We start from the raw sequence: 23795 nt of genomic DNA, 5'->3' as shown, positions 1-23795 counted from the left end.
TCCAGTTGGGAAGGCCTATGCTGGTATATTGAGGCTTAGTCAATAGCTATGTTGAGCCAAGTTCGAGGCTACCGCCCCCACTTCGTCTTGCTCTGCTTTCCGAACCGTCCCTTGCGCGTGCCCGGCTTGCCTTCGTTCGAGCGTCCGACGCGCGGTGCCACCTGTTCGCCCGCGGGGAGCCCCAGTTCGTCGGCTTCCAGCTTGCGGATTTCGTCGCGGAGGCGGCCGGCCTCCTCGAACTCGAGGTCGGCGGCGGCGTCGCGCATCTTCTTTTCGAGATCCTGGATGTACGCGCGCAAATTATGCCCAACCATGTGCGCGGGCTTGTCGTCGCCGATGTCGATCGTCACCTGATCCTTCGACGCGACATGCGCGATGATGTCGCCGATGTTGCGCTTGATCGTCGTCGGGGTGATGCCGTGTTCGGCGTTATACGCCTCCTGCTTTTCGCGGCGGCGGTCGGTCTCGCGCATCGCGCGTTCCATGCTGCCCGTTATGCGGTCGGCATAGAGGATGACGCGACCGTCGACGTTGCGCGCGGCGCGGCCGATCGTCTGGACGAGGCTGGTTTCGCTGCGCAGGAAGCCCTCCTTGTCGGCGTCGAGGATCGCGACCAGCCCGCATTCGGGAATGTCTAGTCCTTCGCGCAGCAGGTTGATGCCGACGAGCACGTCGAACACGCCCAAGCGAAGATCGCGGATGATCTCGATGCGCTCCAATGTCTCGACGTCCGAGTGCATGTAGCGGACCTTGAGGCCCGCCTCGTGGAGGAATTCGGTGAGGTCTTCGGCCATGCGCTTGGTCAGCGTGGTGACGAGCGTGCGGTATCCCGCCGCGGCGGTCTTCTTCGCCTCGGCGATCAGATCGTCGACCTGCTCCTCGACGGGCTTGATCTCGACCGGAGGGTCGATCAGGCCGGTCGGGCGGATCACCTGTTCGGCGAAGACGCCCTGCGTGCGCTCCATTTCCCACGTTCCGGGGGTGGCCGACACGCTGACCGTCTGCGGGCGCATCATGTCCCATTCGGCAAAGCGCAGCGGCCGGTTGTCGATGCAACTCGGCAGGCGGAAGCCATATTCGGCCAGTGTGATCTTGCGGCGATGGTCGCCCTTCGACATCGCGCCGATCTGCGGGATCGTCTGGTGGCTCTCGTCGACGAACAGCAGCGCGTTGTCGGGCAGATATTCGAAAAGGGTCGGCGGCGGCTCGCCGGGCAGGCGGCCGGTGAGGAAGCGGCTGTAATTCTCGATCCCCGCGCAGCTGCCGGTGGCGGCGATCATCTCGAGGTCGAAATTGGTGCGCTGCTCGAGCCGCTGCGCTTCGAGCAGGCGGCCTTCGGCCTCCAGTTCCTTCAATCGCTCGGCGAGTTCGTGGCGGATCGCCTCGCTTGCCTGCTTGAGCGTCGGACCCGGCGTGACATAGTGGCTGTTCGCAAAGACGCGCACGTAGTTGAGGCTTGCGATCTTCTTGCCCGTCAGCGGGTCGAACTCGGTAATCTCCTCAATCTCGTCACCGAAGAAACTGACGCGCCAGGCCATATCCTCATAGTGCGACGGGAAGATTTCGAGGCTGTCGCCGCGGACGCGGAAATTGCCGCGCGCGAACGCCTGATCGTTGCGCTTGTACTGCAGCGCGACGAGCTTGCGGATGATTTCGCGGCTGTCGGCGACCTGGCCCTTTTTCAAGTCGAAGATCATCGCCGAATAGGTCTCGACCGACCCGATGCCATAGAGGCAGCTCACCGATGCGACGATGATCACGTCGTCGCGTTCGAGCAGCGCGCGCGTCGCCGAGTGGCGCATCCGGTCGATCGCTTCGTTTACCGAGCTTTCCTTCTCGATATAGGTGTCCGACCGCGGGACATAGGCCTCGGGCTGGTAATAATCGTAATAGCTGACGAAATATTCGACCGCGTTGTTCGGGAAGAAGCTCTTGAACTCACCATAAAGCTGCGCCGCGAGGATCTTGTTCGGCGCGAGGATCAGCGCGGGCCGCTGCAGCTCGTCGATCACCTTCGCCATCGTGAAGGTCTTGCCCGATCCGGTGACGCCGAGCAGCACCTGGTCACGCTCGCCGTCGAGCGCGGTCGATACGAGTTCCCGGATCGCGGTCGGTTGATCGCCCGCCGGCTCATAGTCGCTAACCAGTTCAAATCGCTTGCCGCCTTCGACCTTTTCGGGGCGCGCGGGGCGATGGGGAACATAGCCTTCGGCGGTTTCGATTTCGTCGAGCGAGGTGCGAATCTGGATTGCCATCGCCGGTAATATGGTATCGATGGGGCGGGTCCACAATCGCAATGAACAGAACAACGCCCCCTAAACGGTTCATCACAGGAGACAGGGTTATGAAGAAATTTCTGACGGTCGCCGCCATCGGCGCGCTGGTCGCGGTGGCGGGTTGCAGCGACAAGGCCGAAAATGCCGGCGGCACGGTGAAGCGCGAGGCCGGAAACTGGAAAACCGACGTCAAGCTCGTGAAATTCGAGGTCCCCGGCATGCCGCCCGAAATGAAGGATGGCATGACGAAGATGATGGAAGGCGCCAGCGGCCTGGACCAGTGCTTCACGCAGGAGCAGGTCGACAAGGAAGACATCACGTCCGAACTCGCCAAGGGGCCGAACGGCGGCGGCGAATGCACCTGGTCGAAAAAGGAGGTCGCGGGCGGCAAGATCGACGTTGCGGGCACCTGCACGCAGAACGGTCAGACGGTCGACATGGCGATGACCGGCACGATGGCGGCGAAAAAGACCGACGTCACCGTCACGACCAAGGGCAAGGTGCCCACCGGCGGCGACATGGAAATGGTCATGCAGCTGACGAGCACGCATACCGGCCCGTGCAAGGCCGCGACGACGACCTGATTTTATCGGTTGTTTCAACGAACGACAGGGGCGTCAGCGGAAACTGGCGCCCCTTTTCTTTGGGTTCCAGCAGTGCGAGTGGCCGCGCGCTATATTCGGATCGGTGAGTTATCGACTTGCCGGGCGACAGAACAGGTGGGGCTGTCGGGCCGCCCGGCAAAGTCTTGAATGAAGCCTGAGGGGGATCGAAAGGTGCCAGGGACCAGCTCGCACCATTCGCCTTTTGGCTTCACACCGCGTCATCGCAAGGATGTCGCGATGCCCGGAAGGATGACAGAGTTTCGGCTATGCGGCAGTTACAAGGGGTCACATCGTGGAATGTTGCCGTTTGATAACCAATCCTTAACCTGATTTCGCGTTTTTCCTTGCGGATTGGCGGGACGTTTTTCTTCTGATATGGCTCAAGGCCGCCGTGTTACCGTTACGTCAAAGTAACAACGGGTGGCCGCGCCGGCCGATTGGCGTATCTACCGCACCGCCCGTCGGGGGTATTTGAGGGTAGCATGGACCAGGCGAAAGCGAACGAGACACAGGATCCCGGCGAGGTCGACCGGATCATCGCCGAAGAACTCGAGAGGCTGCTCGATTCCCCGATGTTCACCCGGTCGCCGGTGCTGTCGCGGCTGCTGCAATTTCTTGTCGAACACCGCCTGCGCGGCGGTCGCAGCTCACCCAAGGCCTATGCGATCGCGACCGAGGCATTGGGGCGCAGCGACGATTTCGATCCCGCCGTCGACAGCTATCCGCGCGTCATGGTCGGGCGGCTGCGCAGCCTGCTCGACCGCTATTACGCCGACACGCCCTGGGTTCACCGCCTGCGCGTGCCGCAGGGCAGCTACGAAGTCGTCGTCCAATATCGCTCCGCGCCGCCATCGGGACGGTCGGCCGACGATCCGGCCGATGAAGATGACGTCAAGGCCGCAGCGGTGCCGCCCGCGCCCGCCCGTTCGCCCAGTCCGGGGCGGCCGTCGCGCACCCGCGATCATGGATACCGTTTCGGCCGCTGGATCGTCGTGCTCGTCCTCCTCGCGCTCGCGCTTTTTACCTTGTGGACGCTGCGCGGAGGCTCCGGCCGGCTCTTCGTCGGCGATCCGGTGCCCGTTCCGCTGCTTGAGGTCAGCCCGCCCGCAGCCGGCAATTTGCCGCAGTCGCGGGCGCTGGCGCGCGCGCTCGACGGCAAGTTGCGCGACGGGCTGCGACGGTTCGATCTGATCGACCTGTTGAGTTCGAAGGCGCCGGGCAGTGTCGAGGCGCGAACGGGGGATTATCGTCTCGACACCTCGCTCGTGCGCACGGTCGAAGGCGACACCGATGTCACGCTCGTCCTCAACCGCGTCGCCGACCAGCGCGCGATCTGGTCGCAGCAGATGCGTCTGTCCAGCGACGAAACCCCCGAATTCACCGCCATCGAACCGCTGATCGCCCAGCTTGCCGGCGATTATGGGGTGATCGTGCGCGATCAGGTCCAGCGCCAACCCGACAATTTCGCGGCGGGCTTTCCGTGCCTCGCGCAGTTCAACCGGCTGCGCCAGATGCGCAACGCGTCGGCTGCGAAGCGGGTCGACGCTTGCTTGCGCGCGACGATCGAGGCGACGCCGCGCGACCCGGTCGCGCTGACCGCGCTGTCGCTCGTGCGCTATGGGGACTGGCAACCACAGCGCCTGACCCCGGCGGGCCGCGAAGCGCTCGGTGAAGCGCGCGCGCTTGCCCTGCGCTCCTATGAAAGCAGCCCCAATTCGTCGGCGGGCCTGTTCGCGATGGCGCGGGCCAATTTCTACTCGGGCAATTGCGCGGGCGGCAATGCGATGGGCGACGCCGCGATTGCGCTCAACCCCTATGACGCCGACATGCCGGGCTTTCTCGGCCTGTTCAAGCTGGCGTGCGGGCAGGCGGAAGAGGGCGAGACGTTGCTCCGCCGGTCGCTGCAACTCGATGCTTCCTACCCCGGCGTGCCCGCGGTCACGCTGGCCTTTGTCCTGTCGCAGCGCGGCGAGCAGGAGGAAGCGCGCCGGATTCTCGACCATATGCCTTCGCCGAGCAACATGGAGCCGCAATTCATGATGGTGCGCGCCATCGTGATCGCGCGGCAGGGCGATGTCGCCGAGGGCCGCGCGCAATGGAAGCGCCTGGTCGCCTATACGCGCCAGCCGGCGGACGCGACGCCCGAAGCCGTGCTCGGCCGCTTCATGATCACCCCGGCGGTGATCCAGCGCGCGTCGGATGCGCTGCGCGATTCAGGGGTCGTGCCAGCCAAAACCGTATCCTAGCGGCGAAACGCGGCGAACCGATCCGTTCCACCTTGAACGGAGCGATGGCACCTCCTATTTCCCGACGCATGTGCGCAAGAGGGGCGGAAAGGGGACATCTTCGGCCTGTATCGCTGCGGAAGAAGGGCCGGCTGACGCCAGCCCTCTTGCCAGTCCCGCCCACGGGCACTAGGGCAATTTTCAACATTCACGACATAGTCAGAAAAAAGGAACTGTGCATGAGCGATTCGGCCGAAAAGGTTAAAAAGATCGTCGTCGAACATCTGGGCGTCGAAGCCGACAAGGTCACCGAGGAAGCGAGCTTCATCGACGATCTGGGTGCCGACAGCCTCGACATCGTCGAACTGGTGATGGCGTTCGAGGAAGAATTCGGCGTCGAAATCCCCGACGATGCGGCGGAAAAGATCGCCACCGTCAAGGACGCGATCGACTATATCGAAGCGAACAAGGGCTAAAGCCCTGCGATCCGGCGTTGCCGGATGCGGCGGCGACGCCGTCCACGCATTTCCGGCTCCCCGGTCTCGAGCGCTCGTGCGCAGCGACCGGGGAGCTTTTTTTATGCGCGCGGCTCCTCTAGAAGCGCGCCGACGGTAATGACGCGGCACCCTGCGGGGGCAGGGGCCGATGAAAGGAATGACTATGCGCCGGGTTGTGGTGACGGGTTTGGGTTTGGTGACGCCGCTGGGCGGGGATGTCGAAACCAGCTGGAGAAATCTGATCGCGGGCAAATCGGGCGCCGGCACGATCACCCATTTCGATGCGTCGGACCAGAAATGCACGATCGCGTGCGAGGTGAAGGGGCCGGATCATGAATATGGCTTCGACCCCGGCAAGCGCGTCGATCACAAGGTTCAGCGCCAGGTCGATCCCTTCATCATCTTCGGCATCGACGCCGCAGGCCAGGCGCTCGAAGACGCGGGCCTCACCGAACTCACCGAGGAGCAGAAGGTGCGCGCCGGCTGCTCGATCGGGTCGGGCATCGGCGGCCTGCCGGGTATCGAGAGCGAAAGCCTGCTGCTCGCCGAAAAGGGGCCGGGCCGCGTGTCGCCGCACTTCGTCCACGGCCGCCTGATCAACCTGATCTCGGGCCAGGTCAGCATCAAATATGGCCTGAAGGGCCCGAACCATGCGGTCGTCACCGCCTGTTCGACCGGCGCACATTCGATCGGCGACGCGGCGCGGATGATCAAGGACGACGATGCCGACATCATGCTCGCGGGCGGCGCCGAGGCGACGATCTGCCCGATCGGCATCGCGGGCTTTGCGCAGGCGCGCGCGCTCAACATGAGCTATAACGACCGTCCCGAACAGGCGAGCCGCCCCTATGACAAGGATCGCGACGGCTTCGTGATGGGCGAGGGCGCAGGCGTCGTCGTGCTCGAGGAATATGAGCATGCCAAGGCGCGCGGCGCCAAGATCTATGCCGAGGTCGTCGGTTACGGCCTGTCGGGCGACGCCTATCACGTCACCGCGCCCGATCCGCAGATGGACGGCGCTTTCCGCTCGATGCAGGCGGCGCTCAAGAAGGCGGGAATGACCCCCGCCGACATCGACTATATCAACGCCCACGGCACCTCGACGATGGCCGACACGATCGAACTCGGCGCGGTGAAGCGCCTGTTCGGCGACGCGATGGCCAATGTCTCGATGAGCTCGACCAAATCGGCGATCGGCCATCTGCTCGGCGGGGCGGGCGCGGTTGAGACGATCTTCTGCATCCTCGCGATCCGCGACCAGATCGTGCCCCCGACGCTCAACCTCGACAATCCCGACGAGGGCACCGAAGGCGCCGACCTGGTCCCGAAGGTCGCGAAGAAGCGCAAGGTGAAGGCCGCGCTGAACAACAGCTTCGGCTTCGGCGGCACCAACGCCAGCTTGATCGTCAAGGCGGTCGAAGACTGATTTTAGAACCCTCCCTGTCGCGAAGCGATGGGGAGGGGGACCGCTCGCGTAGCGAGTGGTGGAGGGGCCGCGACGTCGCGCCATTGCCCCTCCGTCAGCCGCTAGGCGGCTGCCACCTCCCCATGGCCTTCGTCCACAGGGAGGATGAAAACCCTCTTTCCTACATTGTCTTGCCATGCTCTATCACCCTGTCGCCAGGCCCCGGCTTAAAGCGACAAAGGAGACAGTTCGGCCATGCGCATCCGTATCTTTTGTCTCCTTCAAGAAGCGCATTGAGGAGTTTAGGGTGCATCCGTTCCGCTGGCTGACGATTGCGATCTTGGCATTGTCTCTCGCCGCCTGTTCGGGCGGCGCGCCGAAGGATGCGGAGATCGTCGTCCCGCCGGGTGCGAGCATCGCGAAGGCGGGCGAAATTCTCGAGGACGCGGGCCTCGTCTCGGCATCGAGCTTTCGCAACCAAGCGCGCTTCTTCGGGTCGGACGAGCCGATCAAGCCCGGCGAGTACAAGATCGAAAAGGGGATGGACGCGGGCGACATCCTCGCGCTGTTCCAGTCGGGCAAGACGATCCAGCGCCTCGTCATGATCCCCGAAGGCATGCCCTCGATCATGGTATGGGAACGGCTGAAGGCCGAAAAGCGGCTGAAGGGCGACATCCCGGTGCCCCCCGAGGGCAGCATCCTTCCTGACAGCTATGCCTTTACCACCGGCGAAACCCGCGCCGCGGTGGTCAATCGGATGCAGGCGGCGATGGACAAGGCCTTTGCCGAACTCTGGGCGAAGCGCAGCCCGCGCACCGCGGTAAAGAACCGCAACGAGGCGATGACGCTGGCGTCGATCGTCGAAAAGGAAACCGCGGTCGCGGCCGAACGCCGCACCGTCGCCGGCGTCTATACCAACCGGCTTGGTGTGGGCATGCGGCTGCAGGCCGATCCGACGATCATCTATCCGATCACCAAGGGCAAGCCGCTTGGCCGCCGCATCCTGCGCTCCGAAATCCAGGCGGTGAACGGCTACAATACATATAGCATGGCCGGCCTGCCCAATGGGCCGATCGCGAATCCGGGCAAGGCGTCGATCGCGGCCGTACTCGACCCCGAGGCGAATGATTATCTTTTCTTCGTCGCGAAAGGCGACGGCAGCCATGTTTTTTCCCGAACGCTCGCCGAGCACAACGCCAATGTCCAGAAATGGTATGCGCTCCGCCGCGAACGCGGGGAAATGGAATAGCTACGCCCATTCCGAAGCGGAGGGACCGATGACCGCAAAGCTCTTCATTCATGGGGTTCCCGATAGCCCCGCGATCTGGCGGCCTTTGATCGCCGCGCTCGACCTCGGCGATACGCCGGTAGCGGTCCCGGCACTTCCCGGCTTCACTGCGCCGCTCCCCGCCGGCTTTGCCCCGACCAAGGAGGCCTATGCCGACTGGGCGGCCGCGCAGGTCGAGGCGCTGCACGCCGCGCGCGGCCCGATAGACATTGTCGGCCATGACTGGGGTGCGCTGATCGCGCAGCGCGTCGCGATGCTGCGCCCCGATCTGCTCCGCAGTTGGACGATCTCGAATGCCGTGATCGATCCCGACTATCGCGGGCATCGCATCGCGCGCATCTGGAACACCCCCGTGCTCGGCGAAATCTTTATGGCGCTCAGCAGGGCCGACAAGCTCGCCGACGGGCTCGCGGCGCAGGGCATGCCCGCTGACATCGCGCGCGAGGAGGCCGAGCAATGGAAGAACAGGGACAAGCGCCGCGCGATCCTCAAACTCTATCGCTCGGCCAAGGGGCTCAGCTTCGAGCATGACTGGGCGCTGGACATTCCGAAGCTGCCCGCGAATGGCGCGCTGATCTGGGGCGAGGGCGACCCCTATGTCGAGCTGTCGGTCGCGCGCCGCTACGCCGCGAACACCGGCACACCGCTGACGGTGATCGAAGGGGCGGGGCATTGGGCGATCGCCGAGCGCCCCGCCGAGGTCGCCGCAGCGCTCCATGCTTTCTGGAACGGCTTGTAAAGGCCGGATAATTTTATTTCATCGATTTGAACGATTATTGTGACGGAATAAATCGATTGGAGCGCACAGCCGATCTGGCGCAAGGAATGGATCTCGAGAAAGGGCGTCCTGTGGACGATGGCAAATCTCCCCCGAAATTGCCTCGGCCATCCCCTTCCGAAGCAGATGGCCCGGGCTTCCCCCCTCCCTACCGGACCACTGGCGCCGTGCCCATCATCGCAACCGCGACGATGGGTGCGGCGGACCAGCGCTTTTTCGACGCGCTGCGTCGCGCGCATTTCCCGCCCGAACGCAATCATCTCGCGGCGCATATCACGCTCTTTCATCAGTTGCCGCCGTCGGGCCTCGACGAGCTGGAACGTCTGATCCGCGCGATCGCGGCTGATACGCCGCCGCCCGCGGCAATGCTGCGCGAAATCTATTCGCTGGGGCAGGGCGTCGCTTTCCGTATCGAAAGCCCCGATTTGCTCGCGATTCGGGCGCGCATCGCCGAGCGGTTGGCCGGAATGCTGACCGCGCAGGATCAGGGCGTGCCGCGGCTGCACATCACCGTGCAGAACAAGGTCGCGGCGGCCGAGGCGCGGGCGCTGCTCGCCGAATTGACGTCCGATTTCCACCCGCGCCCGATCGCGATCACCGGACTCGCCGCGCATCATTATCGCGGTGGCCCATGGGAGCCGGCTTTTGCACGCAGTTTCCGGGGGCGGCGCAGATGATATTGACCGGCGCCGCGAGCCTGCCTATAGGCGCGGCTCGCCCGATGCGGCGGCCTTTCGGGGCGGAGTAGCTCAGCAGGTTAGAGCAGCGGAATCATAATCCGCGTGTCGGGGGTTCGAGTCCCTCCTCCGCTACCGGAAAACCTACGTTTTCTGCCGTTTTCAGTGAAACGAACCCCCGAAGTTTCTTGCCCGCTGCTCCCGCGCGCCGCTGAATGGCCGGAATGGGGTGGTTAGCTGCCGTTCTTCGCAGCCGCGAAAGCCCCGATGATTTGCTGTTCTGACAATCCTTGCTGTCGTGCCCAATCGATCAGATACTCAGCCAAGTGCCAATCAACTGGTTCATCTGGGCGCACAAGGCAGTTGGAAAGGCGTAGTCCACTGTCATTCGACGGGCCCAGTCGATCTATCTCTTGCCATATCCGCGACTGTATTGCCGATAAAACAGCGGGTACAGCTTTTTGGTCGAATGCCTCTAACGCTTCCCTTTGCAGGGGGTGTTTGAGGGTGATGTGTTCGTGAAACGCGCGAACGATCGGCAAAGTGCTAGGAGCAAGCTCGCCAGCATCGATCTTGTCGATTATCAAATCGGCGTCCTGAGGTGCACTGTTCATGGCGAAAGCTTATCATCGAACGCTATGTCCGCAATCGGTCGTTTCCCGACATTGCATCCGGATCGGCGACGAACGACAGAAACGGGGTGGGAGGCGGAATTTCGGCTTCCAGGCCCCGCTTTTCCGTTAGGGGACATGCACCGACCGAACTTCAATTCGTGCATTGTCTTCGTCTTGCAAGGTCGCGTGGAGCGTAAGGTCGCTGACATCTTCGCTCTCGGTCGTTAGATCCACAAGAAACTGCCAGTAGCCATCCATCCAGCGATAGACCGCTCTATCCCACGTCGCTGGTCGCAAAGGAGCTATGGGATCGCCGTAGGTTGATATACTGTCCGCAATTAATGCCGCTGTTGATAGGTCGATAGGAGAAGCCCGGTCGATCACGTGGGTTCGCAGGGTAAAGTCCCCAGAAGCAAACGCATCAGCGATGTCGTGAAACACAATGCGCCATTCCAGCGGAACGGGGTGCTCGACATCATTCCTTTCAAGCACTCTGGCATTCCCCCAATGTCCGGTTTCGGCGATCCTGAAACCGATCGCGAGCGACGTCAATCGGTCGATTCCGGTCATTCGATCCAGATCGGCACGAATGGCAGAAAACGACCGATTGCGGACGATCAACTGATTGCCAGTTGGTCCCGCCGCTGCAATTCCCACACCCCCGATTCCTTGCGATAGATTACCAGATCGGTCCCGCCGCCAAGGCCTCCCCAATACTCGCTGGCATAAAGCATCGCTGTCGAACCATCGTCCGAGATTGCCGGCAACGACATTGTAAGAACGGAGACCGGCCAAGGCTCTTTCCGAACGAGCCTGTCTATTTCCGGGTCGCTATGAATCACGGCATTCTTGGAAAGCCAAGTTTTCAGGGAAGGGCATCGGTCAACGACGCTAACATTCCGTGTTTCCGCCGCTTTCCGCAATAGTGGCAGAACAGGATCTTTACGGACCTGCGGCGTCTCCAGCAGGATCGCGTCAAGCTCTTCTATTGTCGGTCCGACGGGGGGAGCCCGGGTCCGGACAGCCACTGGCCGAACTTCGTCGCGCTTGAAGTTAGTAGCATGTACGATCGCGACGGCGCATGCGTCATCAAGTTGCGCGCGTTGATCGTCTAACGGCCTGCATCCGTGCAGGGAGAATATCGCTAACAGCATTGCGAGAGATGCGCGAGACATAGGCTAAGGTCGCATTACTCGAGCGATTTCGCAACGTCCGCTTCCCACCCCATTTCGGCCGTTAGATCGCGATTCGGGCCAAACCCCGCTTATGGCCAAGTCGCTCCTCCGCTACCAAGTCATATAAAATATTGAAATAATGGGATTTTCTATTCACAGAGCGGCCGCCACGCTTGTAGGCTCGCCTAGGTAACTCGTTGATATTCCGAACGCATATCCGGCCAGAAGCCCGTGAATCGCGGTCCAACCCTTCCCTCCGGGCGTATCGTTGGCCGCACTAGAAGGCTGCTATGTGCCTGAAACCGGTCAAACGGGCTCGTCTCCGGATGCTTTAAAGCAGACCCTCAAATCGCGCGGTCTTTCCGAATATGCTTTGCTGCCTCTCGCTAGGATGAGCGGTCCGCAGGTGCCCCTCATCCAAACTAACCCATCGATCGACACCTGTTTGTCACAATGAATTCCTAGGGCGCGACCGCAACCAGAACATAACTCTCCCCGTCGAGATCCAAGGAGCATCCATGAACAGCCTTACCGCCTGCGCGCTTGTCGCGCTGCAATTTGCTGCGCCCGCGGTGGCCGCGGCCCAAGAGATGACTCCGGCCGGCTCCGAAGGCGTCGAGGGCGACATGATCATCGTCACCGGCACGCGCGACGCGCGGCGGACCCAGTTCGACACGCTGGCCCCGATCGACGTCCTGTCGGGCAAGGCGATCGACAACAGCGTGTCGAACGATCTGTCGGACACGCTCGCCCAGCTCCTCCCTTCGTTCAACGTCCAGCGCCTGCCGGCGGCTGACGGGCAGGCGTTCGTCCGCCCCGCGACGCTCCGCGGCCTCTCGCCCGACCAGACGCTCGTCCTCGTCAACGGCAAGCGTTATCATCGCTCGGCCTTGCTCGGCACGCGCGGCGCGCAGGCCGCCGACCTCGCCACCATCCCGAACCTCGCGATCAAGCGGATCGAAGTGCTGCGCGACGGCGCATCGGCGCAATATGGGTCCGACGCGATCGCGGGCGTTATCAACATCATCCTCGACGACCAGCCCGGCATGACTGCGTTCGGCCAATATTCGAGCTATTATGAAGGCGACGGTCAAAGCTACCAGACCGGCGGGCAGGGCGGCGTCGCGCTTGGCGATCGCGGCACTTTGGTCTTCACCGGCGAATTTTCAAAGTCCGATGCGACATCGCGCACGCGGCAGCGCCCCGACGCCGAAGCGTTCCAGGCCGCGAACCCGGACCTCGACGTGCCGAACCCGGTGCAGCGTTGGGGCCAGCCCGATCTCCGCTCGGTGCGCGGCGCGGTGAACGCTGATTACGAGATTGTCGATGGCGCGACCGTCTATGCCTTTGGCACCGTCGGGAGCGGGGAGGGGGTTACCGATTTCAACTGGCGCAACCCCGTGGGTACCGGAAACGTGTACAACCCGAGTACGGCATTCCCCGGTTTCAGTTTCAACAGCCTGTATCCGGCGGGCTTTACGCAGCGTTTCGGCACGAAATATGACGATTTCCAGACCGCCGGCGGCGTGCGCGGCGCGGCTGGCGATGCGTTCACCTATGACCTCAGCGCGGCGCTGGGGCGCAGCCGCATCAATTATAATATGAGCGAATCGCTCAACGCCTCACTCGGACCCGACAGCCCGACCAGCTTCTATCTCGGGCGGTTGATGCAGCGCGAGTTCAACCTGAACGCCGATTTCGTCTATCGCCTGCCGCTTGGCATGGCCGAGCCGGCGAATATCGCTTTCGGTGCAGAACGGCGCAAGGAAACCTACGCCATCCGGCCCGGCGATCCCGCATCCTATGCGATCGGTCCCGGCGCGGCGACGGGGCTCGCCCCGAACAGCAACGGCTTTCCGGGCTTCAGCCCGCTCAGCGCGGGCGAATGGTCGCAGACCAGCTATGCCGGCTATGTCGATGTCGAGGTTCGGCCGGTCGAGATGCTGACGCTCGGCGCGGCGGGGCGTTACGAGGATTTCTCGGCCTTTGGCGACACGTTCAACTACAAGCTGTCGGCGCGCCTCGAACCCGTGACCGGCGTGGCGCTGCGCGCGACCTATTCGACCGGTTTCCGCGCGCCTACCCCGGCGCAGCTCAACGCGCTCACCACCAGCCAGGGGCTCGACACGACAACGTTGCAGATTTTCAACACCGGGCGGCTGTCGCCGAGCGACCCGATCGCGATTGCGCTCGGCGCCAAGCCGCTGACCCCCGAAAAATCGCGCACGCTGACCGCGGGCCTGACTTTTCAGTCGGATTTCGGGCTGACGGGCAGCATCGACGTCTATCAGATCAAGCTGCGCGACCGTTTTGGCCAGTCGAGGACCTTTGCGGTGCCGGCGGACCTGCCGAATCCGCAGCGTTTCACGGCGGTCACCTATTTCACCAATGACTTCGACACGCGCACGCGCGGCGTCGATGTCGTGCTTGCCTATGCGCGCGACGTCGGGCCGGGCAAGGCCGACATCAGCCTGGCCTACAACTATAACCAGACACGGGTGACGAGCGGCACGGGCGCGTCGATCGGGAATGAAACGCAGCGGGTGCTGTTCGAAGACCGCCTGCCCAAGCATAATGGCACCGCTTCGCTCGGCTATACGATCGGCCGTTTCGGATTGCAGGGCCGCGCGCGCTATTATGGCGCGTGGACCGACGTCAGCGGCAACGCGACGGGCGAGGTCTTCCAGCGCTTCGGATCGATGGTGATGTTCGATCTGTCGGCGAGCCTGCAACTGAACGATCATCTGTCGATCCGCGCCGGGGCTGAGAATATCTTCGACACCTATCCCGACGAAGCGACCAACCAGGCGGTGCGTGGGCTCATCTATTCGCGCAATGCCCCCTATGACACCGACGGCGGCCAATATTATGTTCGCCTCGGGATCACCTTCTGACGCAAAGGGAACGGGCGTGGAGCTGAATCGGAGGCAGATGCTGATGGCCGCCGCGGCGGCGCCGGTGGTGGGGCGGCTCGAAGCCGCGCCGCTGCCGGCGGGCGCCGCGCCCGAAGACGAGGCCTATTGGGCAAAGGTCGCGGCGCAGTACGATGTGATCGAGGACATCATCCAGCTCGAGAATGGCAATTGGGGCATGATGGCGCGGCCCGTGCTCGAGCAATATGAAGCCGCCGTCCGGCGGGTGAACCGCGCGACGAGCTATTATGCGCGCCGCGGGCTCGTTCCCGACCTCATCGCGGTTCGCGCGCGCGTCGCGGCAAAGCTGGGTGTGGCGCCCGAGGAAATCGCCTTCACCCGCAACGCGACCGAGGCACTCAAGGCGCTGATCGGCGGCTATAACCGGCTGCGCCCCGGTGACGCCGTACTCTATACGGATCTCGACTACGACAGCATGCAGGCGTGCTGCGACTCGCTCAAGACGAGCCGCGGCGTCGATGTGGTGCGCATCGCGCTCCCCGAGCCCGCGACGCATCAGGGGCTGATCGACAGTTACGAAGCGGGGCTCAAGGCCAATCCCCGCGTCCGCCTGATCCTGCTTACCCATCTCAGTCACCGGACGGGACTTGTCGTTCCGGTCCGCGAAATCGTGGCAATGGCGCGCGCCCGCGGCGTCGATGCGATCGTTGACGCCGCGCACAGCTGGGGACAGCTCGATTTCACGCTTCCCGATTTGGATACCGATTTCGTCGGGCTGAATCTGCATAAGTGGATGGGCGCTCCGCTCGGCGTCGGTGCGCTTTATATCCGGAAGACGAAAGTCGAACTGATCGACCCCGATATTGCTAATGAACCGCCATTTGCCGCGACGAGCCAAGCGCGCGTGCACACGGGCACGGTCGATTTCGCGGCGCAGCTCACCGTCCCTGCGGCGCTCGATTTTCAAGCCGCGATCGGCGATGCGTCCCGCGCCGCACGCTTGCGCCATTTGCGCGATCGCTGGGCCGAACCGCTGCGCGGCACGCCGGGGGTCGAAATATTGACCCCGGCCGATCCGCGCCTGCACGGTGGCATCACATCCTTCCGCCTCGCCGGGCGCACCAGCGAGGCGGACAATATGGCCATTGCCAAACGCCTGCTTGACGATCACCGGATATTCTCGGTCCATCGCACCGGACCGGCTCGCGGCGCGTGCGTCCGGATTACACCAGCGTTGTTCAACACGCCGAGCGATATGGACATGCTCATAAAGGCGATATCGACCTTCGTTTGATCTTTGCATTGCCGAGTGCAGCGAACTTGGCGTGCGCGATTCCCGTCAGTGCGCAAGCTCGAGAATTTGCCCCTCCGCCGTCAATCTTGCGCGAAGCTTGTCATAGTCGACGTCTTGGACGGAGACCTGGTCGTCGATCGCGAGCGAAGCGGCGGTTGCTGCCGACTGGCCGAGAATCATGAACACCGGCTCCATCCGGATCGAACCATAGGCGATGTGCGACGCCGACAGCGCGACCGGCACCAGCAGGTTCACGGCCTCGCGCTTCTTCGGCACGATGGCGTCGTAACTGATCGGATAGGCGCGACCAGGGCTGATCTCGATATTGCCCTCGTTCCGCGCGAAGCCCCGCGCGTCGACGATCCGCTGCACATTATGCGAGTCCATGTTGTACGAGCCCATTCCAACCGGCCGCGGCGTCGCTTTGGTGCCGCGCAAATGCGGTTCGGCCATCACGAAGTCCGAAACCATGCGGCGCGCTTCGCGCACATACATTTCGCGCGGCCAATGGCCGGTGCCGGTAAATTCGTCCTTGCAGAGCCCCCATCTTGACATTTCCGCGCGGGTTTCGGCGGGCACGTCGGGATCGTTCGCCATGAACCACAGCAGCCCTTGCTGATAGGTCGTGTGCTCGCGCGCGATCGCGGCGCGATCGGCATCGCTGCCTTCGGGATAATCATAGTTCATGCCGATATTGTCGAACGAGAAGGCGCCGAAATTGTTCGTGTCGGTCTTGCCGTTGGGGATACGGTCGAACTTCCGGAAATGGTCGCGATAGCCGGCATCCATATAGCGCTTGAGCAGTATGTACTGGCTCGCGTCATAGCCTGCGGGCTTGGGGAAGGGCACGCGGTTCGCGGGCACGTCGGTCAGGCACATGCGATAGGTATAGGCCTGAATTTTGCGGTCGGCCGTGCCATCGCGGGCGGGTCGCTCGGCGCTGATCCGCGGCACCAGCCCGCTCGAGGGATCGCCGGGCACGCGATACGGGTCGATGTCGAGCGTGAACTGGTGGTTGGTGGTGTTCGCGAGCTGGACGCCGTTGAGCGTCTCGCCATAGGTCGCGTTCGCTTCGCGCCCGACCGCGAAGCTGACGCCGGCGCCGGCCATCAGGTCGCCCTCATAGGTCGCGTCGATGAAGATATTCCCCTCGAAACGGCGCCCCGACTTCGAGCGGAAGGCGACGATACGGTTGCCATCCATCTCGACGCTGCGCTTCGAGCGGTCGAGTGGCTGATTGCGCACGATGGTGACGCCCGCCTGCTTTGCCCAGTCCTCGAAGATCCGTTCGGCGACCTTCGGTTCGAACTGCCACATGGCATCGCCATCGACGAAGTTCTCGGCCCGGGCGGGGCGCGGGGCGTGGACCCAGACCGACGGGTCGTCATAATATTGCTTCACCTTGCGGTAGAATTCGAGCGACAGGCCGCCGATCGCGCGATGGTTGCCGGTGTCGGACCAGCCGAGACCGTTGGTCGACATGCCGCCGAGATAGTCTTCGCGGCATAGCAGTAGCACCGACCGGTCGAGCCGCCGCGCCTCTATCGCCGCGACAACGCCGCCCGAGGTGCAGCCATAAATGACGATGTCGGCATGCTGCCCAGCGCCGGCGGTCGAAGCAAAAGCCGCCATCGGCATAAGCCAGGCAGAAGCGATGGCGAGGGCGCGGAAGCGCTTGCGGCCCATGGTGATCCTCCTCATCAGAAGCTGGCGGCCACGCCGAAGAAGATCCTGCGATCCTCCTGTGCGCTGAACGTCAGGCGATCGGGTTCGCCCAGATACTGGCGGTCGATCGCCTTGGTCAGGTTGATGCCCTCGAGGGTCAGGCGAAGATTGGGCGTCAGGGTGATCTGCGCCGATGCGTCGAGTTGACCGCGCGCGGCGATATATGTGTTGCCGCCGCTGGCTGCGCCGCCGACCGAGTTCAGATATTTGCTGCGATAGGTATAGGCCGCGCGCACCGAGAAGGTGTCGTCCTCATAATAGCCGATCAGCGTGTAACTATCGCGCGACAAGCCGGGAAGCGGGAGGCGCTCGCCGGTGATGGCATCGACCAGCGGCGTCGAGCTGTCGACATAGGTGTAGTTCGCCTGGATCCCGAGATTGTCGAACGGCGCCGGCAGGAAGCGGAAGGCATGCTGATAGGCGAGCTCGAAGCCCTTGATGTCGCCATCTTCGCCATTTTGCGGCTGCGATATGTCGAACAATCCGAACCGCTCGGAAAAACCGGGAATGAACTCGCGGGTCACGGTGTTCACCGTGAAGGAATCGACCTTCTTGTAGAAGACGGCACCGGTGAGCGAACTCGAAGGCGCGAAATACCATTCGAGCGTGGCGTCAAATTGCGTCGCCTCGAATGGCCGGAGATTGGGATTGCCGCGCGAGCCGGTCATGCTGACGGTGTTGGGCACGAAGCTCGCGCTGACCTGATTGAGACCCGGTCTGGCGACGACCTCCGCCCCGGCCAGGCGCAGCGTCAGATCGTCGTTGAAGTCGATCGACAGATTTGCGCTGGGCAGCCAATAGCTGAAGTCGGCCTTGACCATGGTCGTAGCGGTCGGAGACAGAAATCCCTTTGTCGCGCGCGCTGTACTGATATAGCGCACACCGGCGTTGCCCGAATAACTCAGGCTGCCGATTTCTCCTTCGAAATTGCCCTTCACATAGGCGCCCAGCGTATCCTGCTTGACGTCCTTTATCGAAGTCGGGCCCACGGTGATCGTCGTGTCGTAGGGATCGGGCCTCGCGAGGCCCAGCGCGTCGCGCGCGGCCCATTTATCGAGCGAGCCGCCAAGGAGATCGCGGGGAAAGGTGCCGTCGGAGCCGGGGAAAAAGGCACCATAGTCCTTGCCGTAGCTGAGCCCGGGTAACTCGTCGACGGTCAGGATGCCGTCGCCGTTCGCATCGCCGGCCGCGAGCAGGCTGGCGGCGACGGGCAGGTTTTGCGGATCGGCGGCGAGCAGCTCGACGCGCTCGTAGCGCACCCCGGTCTCTACCGAGGACAGGATGCCCCACTCGGTCTGATACTCCCAGTCCAGCCGCCCGTCATAGCCGTTGTTTTCGGTCACCGCGTCATAGTCGAAGATCGACATCAGCTGATATTGCGACGGGTCGTTCGGGTTGAAATTGGCATCGATCGACAGGTCCGGCACCGGATTGCCGCCCCTGAAATCATAACTCGCGTTCGCCGTGTTTCCCGCGCGCGGCACGACCACATAAGTGAATGAGGCACCCGGCCCGCCGTCGCTGCCTTTGCCGTGCGCATAGGACATGTCGAAGCTCACGCGGGCGCGGTCGCTTTCCCATTTTACCGATCCGCCGAGCAGGGTCGATTTGAGGTCGGTGGGCTCGTCATAGATCAGCGGCCTGACGGTCACGCCGGTGAAGGTGCCGGCGACGACCGTATCGCTCTCGTTCACGATCGCATCGGTGTCATTGTTGTTGAACAGCACCTGGTAATTGACGCTGTTCCGCTGGCGCTTGAGGTGGTTGAAGGTCGCGTCGAGGATGATTTCGAGCGTGTCGGTGGGGCGCCACTGCGCGGTGCCGTTCACCGTCAGCCGCTGTTCGGCGCGGTTGAAGATGCGCGCCATGAAGCGGTTCGGGCGGTACAGGCCCGGATCGTCCACGCCGTCGCCATTGCCGTCGATCGCGGCGGTCTGCGTCCAGCCGCCGGCATCGAACGAATGGCCCTGTGTCTTCGTGTCCGAATAGGCGATGCTGGCGAGCAGGCCGAATCGCTCGCCGAAACTCTTCGAGACCATCGCCGAACCGCGATAGCCGACATGGTCGGCCTGATCTGCATAGGCGCCCTGGAGGCGTCCGGCGGCGACGAAGTCCTTGAGGTCGAGCGGGCGCTTGGTCTTGAGGTTCACCGTCGCGCCGAGCGCACCCTCCGGCATGTCGGCGGTGGGCGACTTGATGACGAGGATGGAGGAGATGATCTCGGGGCTCACCGATTCCAGCGCCGCGTTGCCGCCGTTGCCGGGCCCGATATAGTTGCGGCCGTTGATCTCGAGCCGGTTCTGCGAAATCCCGCGCACGGTGAAGTTCGATCCATCACCCTCGCGACGGCTGATCTGGACGCCCGTCACGCGGCTCATCGCTTCCGCCACGTTCTGATCGGGCATCTTGCCGATGTCCTGAGCGGTGATGACGTCGACGATCGACTGCGCTTCGCGCTTGACGTCGATCGATTCCTGGAGCGACGCGCGGATGCCGGTGACGACGATGTCCTCGCCGGCTGGCGTGTCCACTGCCGGACCGGCGGATTGTTGCGCGGAAGCCTGCGCTCCGCTTGCCTGATCCTGCGGGGCGGCGGCGAGGTGGCGCTGCGCGACCACCGCGCGGCGCTTCAGCACGAAGGCGTTGCCGACCTTGACCGGGACGAGATTCGTGCCGGACAGGAGCAGTCGCAGCGCCGCGGCAACCTCCATCGATCCCTTGACGCGATTGACCTGCAAGCCTTCGGTTAGGGCCGCGGGAGCCAGGACCTGAATGCCGGCCTGATGCGCAAACATCGGGATACCGGTGCGCGCGGGCTGCGCGGGTACGTCAAAGCGTCGGACCTGCGCGGTGGCTTCGGCGGGCGAAGCCACGCCGCATATGATCGCGGCGGCAGTCACCAGCAAATGAATACGCGCGTGCGTCATCCGATCCTCCCCGTTTTTATCGGGCGCCCTATTTCCGGTACGCTCTTGATAACAAGAGTCCGCGCCGGCGGATTTCCGTCAGGGTAGCGGGTTCTTTTTTCGCGCCAGCCGGATCTCGGCGGGGGTGGTGGTGACGGCGACGTTGAGCGAGGCGGCCAACGTCGCAGCGAAATCGGCGGGGCGGTCGATCTGGAAAAGCCCCACCAGTCGCTGGCCCGACAGGTCCGGGTCCGCGATCACCAGCTGCTGGCGATTGTACCGGTTGAACTGCTCGACCGCGCTGCCCAGCGTCTCGTTTTCCAGCGAGATCTCGCCGCTGCGCCACGCCAGCGATCGCTCGATCGCGGCGGGCTCGGTCGCGACTTCGGGCGCTGCCGCACCGGGCCGGAAGATGGCGTATTGCCCCGCCTCCAGAATCGTCATCGTCCCGCCGCTGTCGGTCGGCCAGGCGGCGACACTCCCTTCGGTGACGGCGACGCGCACGCCGCTGTTCGTACGGCTCACCGAGAAGGCGGTGCCGACCGCGCGCACCTGGGCGATGCCGGCATCGACGACGAAGGGGCGCTTGCGATCCTTGGCGACCTGAAACCAGGCCTGTCCTTCCTGGAGCGCGATGCGGCGGCTGTCGTCCACCATGGCGACGCGCAAACTGCTGCTGGTGTCGATGGTCGCGACCGAGCCATCGGCGAGCGGCAGCCGCCGGATCTCGCCGCGTGCGGTTGTCACGCGCTCGACCATCAGGTGGGGCCAGGCGACGATCCCGGCAATCCCCGCCGCCATCGCGCCGGCGGCGCCCGCGAGCAGCCAGCGCCGCGTCGGGGCTGCCGGGGGAGGGGCGTATGCGGAGTCGATCGGCGCGCCTCCCGTCACCGCACGATCGATCACGCTCAACCCCGCCTGCGCGCGGAGCAGCGCACCGGCGTGGCGGTGATCCTGCGCCAACCATGCATCGAGTTCGGCGCGTTCGGCCGCATCGAGCGGATGACGCAGCGCCCAGGCGGCGGCGGTCTCTTCAGCGTGATCGCGCATGCGCAGCACCTCCGTCCGACAATCTCTCCCGCTCGGGTTCGGGCTCGGTGATCAGCTTCAGGATCGCGCGCAGGCTGCGGCTCGCGTCATTCTCGACCACCGCCTCGCTCACGCCCATCGCCGCCGCAATTTCCTTCTGGGTCAGCCCTTCGACCCGACGCATGAGGAAAATCCGCCGGGCGCGCTCGGGCAGGGTCGAGAGCGCTGCCTGTACGCGTTCGAGTTCCTGACGTGCGGCGGCGAACCGTTCGGGCGAGAGCTGGTCGCTTTCCGGTTCGGCATCGAAGGCTTCCGCCAGCGCTTCGATCCGGACGACCCGTGCGTGCTTGCGCTGCCGCTGCGCCAGGTTGCGGGCCATGGTGAACAGATAGGCGCGCGGCGTCGTGACGTGCGCGACGTCATCGAGCTGGGCAAGGCGACAATAACATTCCTGCACGATGTCCTCCACGTCGGCTGCTGCGACGAGCCGTCGCCGCAGCCATAGCCGCAGGTCGCGTTCGTGCGGCAGGATCTCGCGTCCCACCCAATCGGCTAGCGCCTCGCGTTCCGTCGTTTCGCTCCTCTCACCGTCTAAGAGGCCCGACCGCGATGTTTCCGTCAACCGCGATGCTGAATCGGGTTCCTTTAGTTCCGTTCGATCCGCGTCCGCCGCTGTTTGCTCCCGCTTCGCAGATGCCGGCCACGAACCTCGCAGCTAGTTTCGAGCGGCAATCGAAGTAGGTCAACCGCGCTACGGCAGTTTGGCGCCTGATCCCGGCCGCCGATCGGTCGGTGCTGCGGGCGCTACTTCTCTTCCCCGGGGGTTTCGCGATCCGGATTTTCATAATCGATGCCCAGTTGCTGCAAGTAGCTGTCATACTTGTCCGGCTGGTAATATTGCTTCTCCATCGTCGGCCGAATCTGGGCCATCGTGCGGGTGTTCCGATCGATCGCGGGCATGTCGGTCGGCGCGATCAGCGGATCATAGGTCTGTTCTTTGAGCTGGACGTCGCGGAACCAAGCCTTGGCATCGGCTACCAGCTTGGGCGTCGTGGCGATGTCGAGGATCGTCATGGCGACTGCCTTGGCGCCTGCCACCGTGCCCTTGTGCGCGATCGGCGTCGCCATCGCCATCGCGGCGGTCGAATGGTGGAAGATCACATTCGGGATGTTGGCCGGATAGCCGATGGTGACGGTCGGCACCGTCCACATGACGTCGCCGATGTCGTCCGACCCGCCGAAGCTGGCCCCTCCGCGCGTCTGGGGCGTAGAAAGTGGGGCGACCGTGGTCGGCAGGGCTTGAACCTTCAACCGGTTCTCGGATTGCACCGCCTTCGCGAAGGCCTGATCGGCAGCGGACCACTGCGGCATGCCCACCGCCTTGATATTGGCATCGAGCGCCTCGGCGAGCGGCTTGTTGGCATAATTGGGTGCGGCAAAGCCCAGTATCTTGCGGGTGACCTTGGTACCCGTCGCGAGCGCCGCGGCCTCGGCCACCTCGTTGCCCGTTTGATACAGGTCGCGCAGCGAGGCGAAGTCCGACTGGCGGAAATAATACCAGCTGCTTGCCTTGTCGGGCACGACGTTGGGCTGGCCGCCGCCGTTGGAGATGACATTGTGCGATCGTTGCGAAAGCGGCAGGTGCTCGCGCCGAAAATTCCACATCACGTCCATCAGCGCGACCCCGTCGAGCGCACTTCGGCCCTCCCATGGCGAGGCAGCGGAGTGGGCGGTCTTGCCCTGGAATTCATATTCCACCGAGATCATGCCGGTGAGACCGAGATTGCCCCATCCGGTGCCGAAGCCGGTGTTGACGTGGGCAAAGATCGAGGCATCGACATCCTTGAACACGCCGGCGCGCACATAATAGGCCTTGGTCGCCAGAAGTTCTTCGGCGACACCGGGCCAGAGCATCAAACGGCCCTCGATGCCGTGCCTTTCCATCACATGCTTGGCGGCGATCGCGGCGGCGACCATCAGCGGCATGCCCGAATTATGCCCCTCGCCATGTCCCGACCCGCCTTCCGTCAGCGGTTTGATCTTGGCGATGCCGGGCACCTGCGAGACGCCGACGAGTCCGTCGATGTCGCTGCCCAGTGCGATCTTGGGGCCGCCCTCGCCCCACGTCGCGGTAAAGGCGGTGGGAACACCGGCGATACCGCGCTCGATCTTGAAGCCATTCTTCTCGAGGATGGCGATCAGATATTCGGACGTCCTGATCTCCTGAAAGCCGGGCTCGGCAAAGCTAAAGATCTGGTCGACCATGACCTGGATCTGTTTGCGCTGCACCTCCACCTCGGCGAGGACTTCCTGCTTGAGCGCGGGGGTCGCTGCCGCACCAGCGGGGGCTGGAGCCAAAAGGGCGCTGGCCAGCATGGGCACCACCCCGAGGCGAAGCCCGCGCTTCCTGCGGTCCATGCTCATCGCG

17 protein-coding genes and 1 tRNA gene are annotated in these 23795 nt (G+C 63.7%); 10 read left to right on the top strand and 8 right to left on the bottom strand.

The features are described from left to right. Positions 1–68: 68 nt before the first annotated feature. On the bottom strand, positions 69–2255 hold the full coding sequence (gene uvrB / locus VSX79_RS11695) for an excinuclease ABC subunit UvrB (protein WP_326913426.1): 2187 nt from the start codon (positions 2253–2255) through the stop codon (positions 69–71). An 89-nt stretch (positions 2256–2344) separates the two neighbouring features. Between uvrB and VSX79_RS11690 the strand changes: the two genes are divergently transcribed. The 8 genes from VSX79_RS11690 to VSX79_RS11655 all read left to right on the top strand — a co-directional run bounded on the left by VSX79_RS11690 (position 2345) and on the right by VSX79_RS11655 (position 9886). Continuing rightward, positions 2345–2860: a DUF3617 domain-containing protein gene (locus VSX79_RS11690; protein WP_179495258.1), complete on the top strand. Its 516-nt coding sequence runs from the start codon at positions 2345–2347 to the stop codon at positions 2858–2860. Positions 2861–3363: 503 nt separating this feature from the next. After that, positions 3364–5127 (top strand): tetratricopeptide repeat protein, encoded by a 1764-nt coding sequence (locus tag VSX79_RS11685; RefSeq protein ID WP_179495259.1) that lies wholly within the window; start codon positions 3364–3366, stop codon positions 5125–5127. Between the two features lie 218 nt (positions 5128–5345). Beyond that, positions 5346–5582 (top strand): acyl carrier protein, encoded by a 237-nt coding sequence (locus VSX79_RS11680; RefSeq protein WP_003039428.1) that lies wholly within the window; start codon positions 5346–5348, stop codon positions 5580–5582. Positions 5583–5766: 184 nt separating this feature from the next. Further along, positions 5767–7029: a beta-ketoacyl-ACP synthase II gene (fabF, locus tag VSX79_RS11675; RefSeq protein WP_326913425.1), complete on the top strand. Its 1263-nt coding sequence runs from the start codon at positions 5767–5769 to the stop codon at positions 7027–7029. Between the two features lie 286 nt (positions 7030–7315). After that, the gene (mltG, locus tag VSX79_RS11670; protein ID WP_326913424.1) at positions 7316–8257 is read left to right on the top strand and encodes an endolytic transglycosylase MltG; all 942 of its coding nucleotides are present in this window, start codon (positions 7316–7318) and stop codon (positions 8255–8257) included. 28 nt (positions 8258–8285) lie between these two features. After that, a complete protein-coding gene (locus VSX79_RS11665; RefSeq protein ID WP_326913423.1) occupies positions 8286–9035 on the top strand; it encodes an alpha/beta fold hydrolase in 750 nt (249 codons plus the stop codon). Positions 9036–9265: 230 nt separating this feature from the next. Further along, complete coding sequence (locus VSX79_RS11660; RefSeq protein ID WP_179497278.1) at positions 9266–9751, top strand: 2'-5' RNA ligase family protein; 486 nt, start codon at positions 9266–9268, stop codon at positions 9749–9751. A gap of 61 nt (positions 9752–9812) precedes the next feature. Beyond that, a tRNA-Met gene (locus VSX79_RS11655) sits at positions 9813–9886 on the top strand. A gap of 98 nt (positions 9887–9984) precedes the next feature. On the opposite strand, the gene VSX79_RS11650 is transcribed toward VSX79_RS11655, so the two are convergent. Together VSX79_RS11650 and VSX79_RS11645 are read right to left on the bottom strand one after the other, a co-directional pair. Then, positions 9985–10365, bottom strand: coding sequence for a hypothetical protein (locus tag VSX79_RS11650; RefSeq protein ID WP_326913422.1), 381 nt, complete (start codon positions 10363–10365; stop codon positions 9985–9987). Between the two features lie 126 nt (positions 10366–10491). Next, positions 10492–11022 carry a DUF7668 domain-containing protein gene (locus VSX79_RS11645; protein WP_326913421.1) on the bottom strand — a complete coding sequence of 177 codons (531 nt, stop codon included), beginning with the start codon at positions 11020–11022 and terminating at the stop codon, positions 10492–10494. Between the two features lie 1036 nt (positions 11023–12058). On the opposite strand from VSX79_RS11645, the gene VSX79_RS11640 reads away from it, so the two are divergent. Further along, positions 12059–14434, top strand: coding sequence for a TonB-dependent receptor plug domain-containing protein (locus VSX79_RS11640; RefSeq protein WP_326913420.1), 2376 nt, complete (start codon positions 12059–12061; stop codon positions 14432–14434). Positions 14435–14450: 16 nt separating this feature from the next. Next, positions 14451–15707: an aminotransferase class V-fold PLP-dependent enzyme gene (locus tag VSX79_RS11635; protein WP_326913419.1), complete on the top strand. Its 1257-nt coding sequence runs from the start codon at positions 14451–14453 to the stop codon at positions 15705–15707. A gap of 45 nt (positions 15708–15752) precedes the next feature. On the opposite strand, the gene VSX79_RS11630 is transcribed toward VSX79_RS11635, so the two are convergent. The 5 genes from VSX79_RS11630 to VSX79_RS11610 all read right to left on the bottom strand — a co-directional run bounded on the left by VSX79_RS11630 (position 15753) and on the right by VSX79_RS11610 (position 23791). Then, positions 15753–17393, bottom strand: a complete 1641-nt coding sequence (locus tag VSX79_RS11630; RefSeq protein WP_326913418.1) for an FAD-dependent oxidoreductase — start codon at positions 17391–17393, stop codon at positions 15753–15755. A 14-nt stretch (positions 17394–17407) separates the two neighbouring features. Further along, on the bottom strand, positions 17408–20359 hold the full coding sequence (locus VSX79_RS11625; protein ID WP_179495268.1) for a TonB-dependent receptor: 2952 nt from the start codon (positions 20357–20359) through the stop codon (positions 17408–17410). 78 nt (positions 20360–20437) lie between these two features. Continuing rightward, positions 20438–21388, bottom strand: coding sequence for a FecR family protein (locus VSX79_RS11620; RefSeq protein ID WP_326913417.1), 951 nt, complete (start codon positions 21386–21388; stop codon positions 20438–20440). After that, a complete protein-coding gene (locus VSX79_RS11615; RefSeq protein WP_326913416.1) occupies positions 21372–21911 on the bottom strand; it encodes an RNA polymerase sigma factor in 540 nt (179 codons plus the stop codon). The genes VSX79_RS11620 and VSX79_RS11615 overlap by 17 nt, the downstream gene beginning before the upstream one ends. A 260-nt stretch (positions 21912–22171) precedes the next feature. Further along, positions 22172–23791, bottom strand: a complete 1620-nt coding sequence (locus VSX79_RS11610; protein ID WP_326913415.1) for an amidohydrolase — start codon at positions 23789–23791, stop codon at positions 22172–22174. Positions 23792–23795: the final 4 nt, after the last annotated feature.

Origin of the sequence: Sphingopyxis chilensis (genome assembly GCF_035930445.1) — a bacterium.
Taxonomy (GTDB): domain Bacteria; phylum Pseudomonadota; class Alphaproteobacteria; order Sphingomonadales; family Sphingomonadaceae; genus Sphingopyxis; species Sphingopyxis chilensis.
Note: the sequence above shows the minus strand (reverse complement) of the source record. Positions and strands in the feature narration are given on the sequence as shown.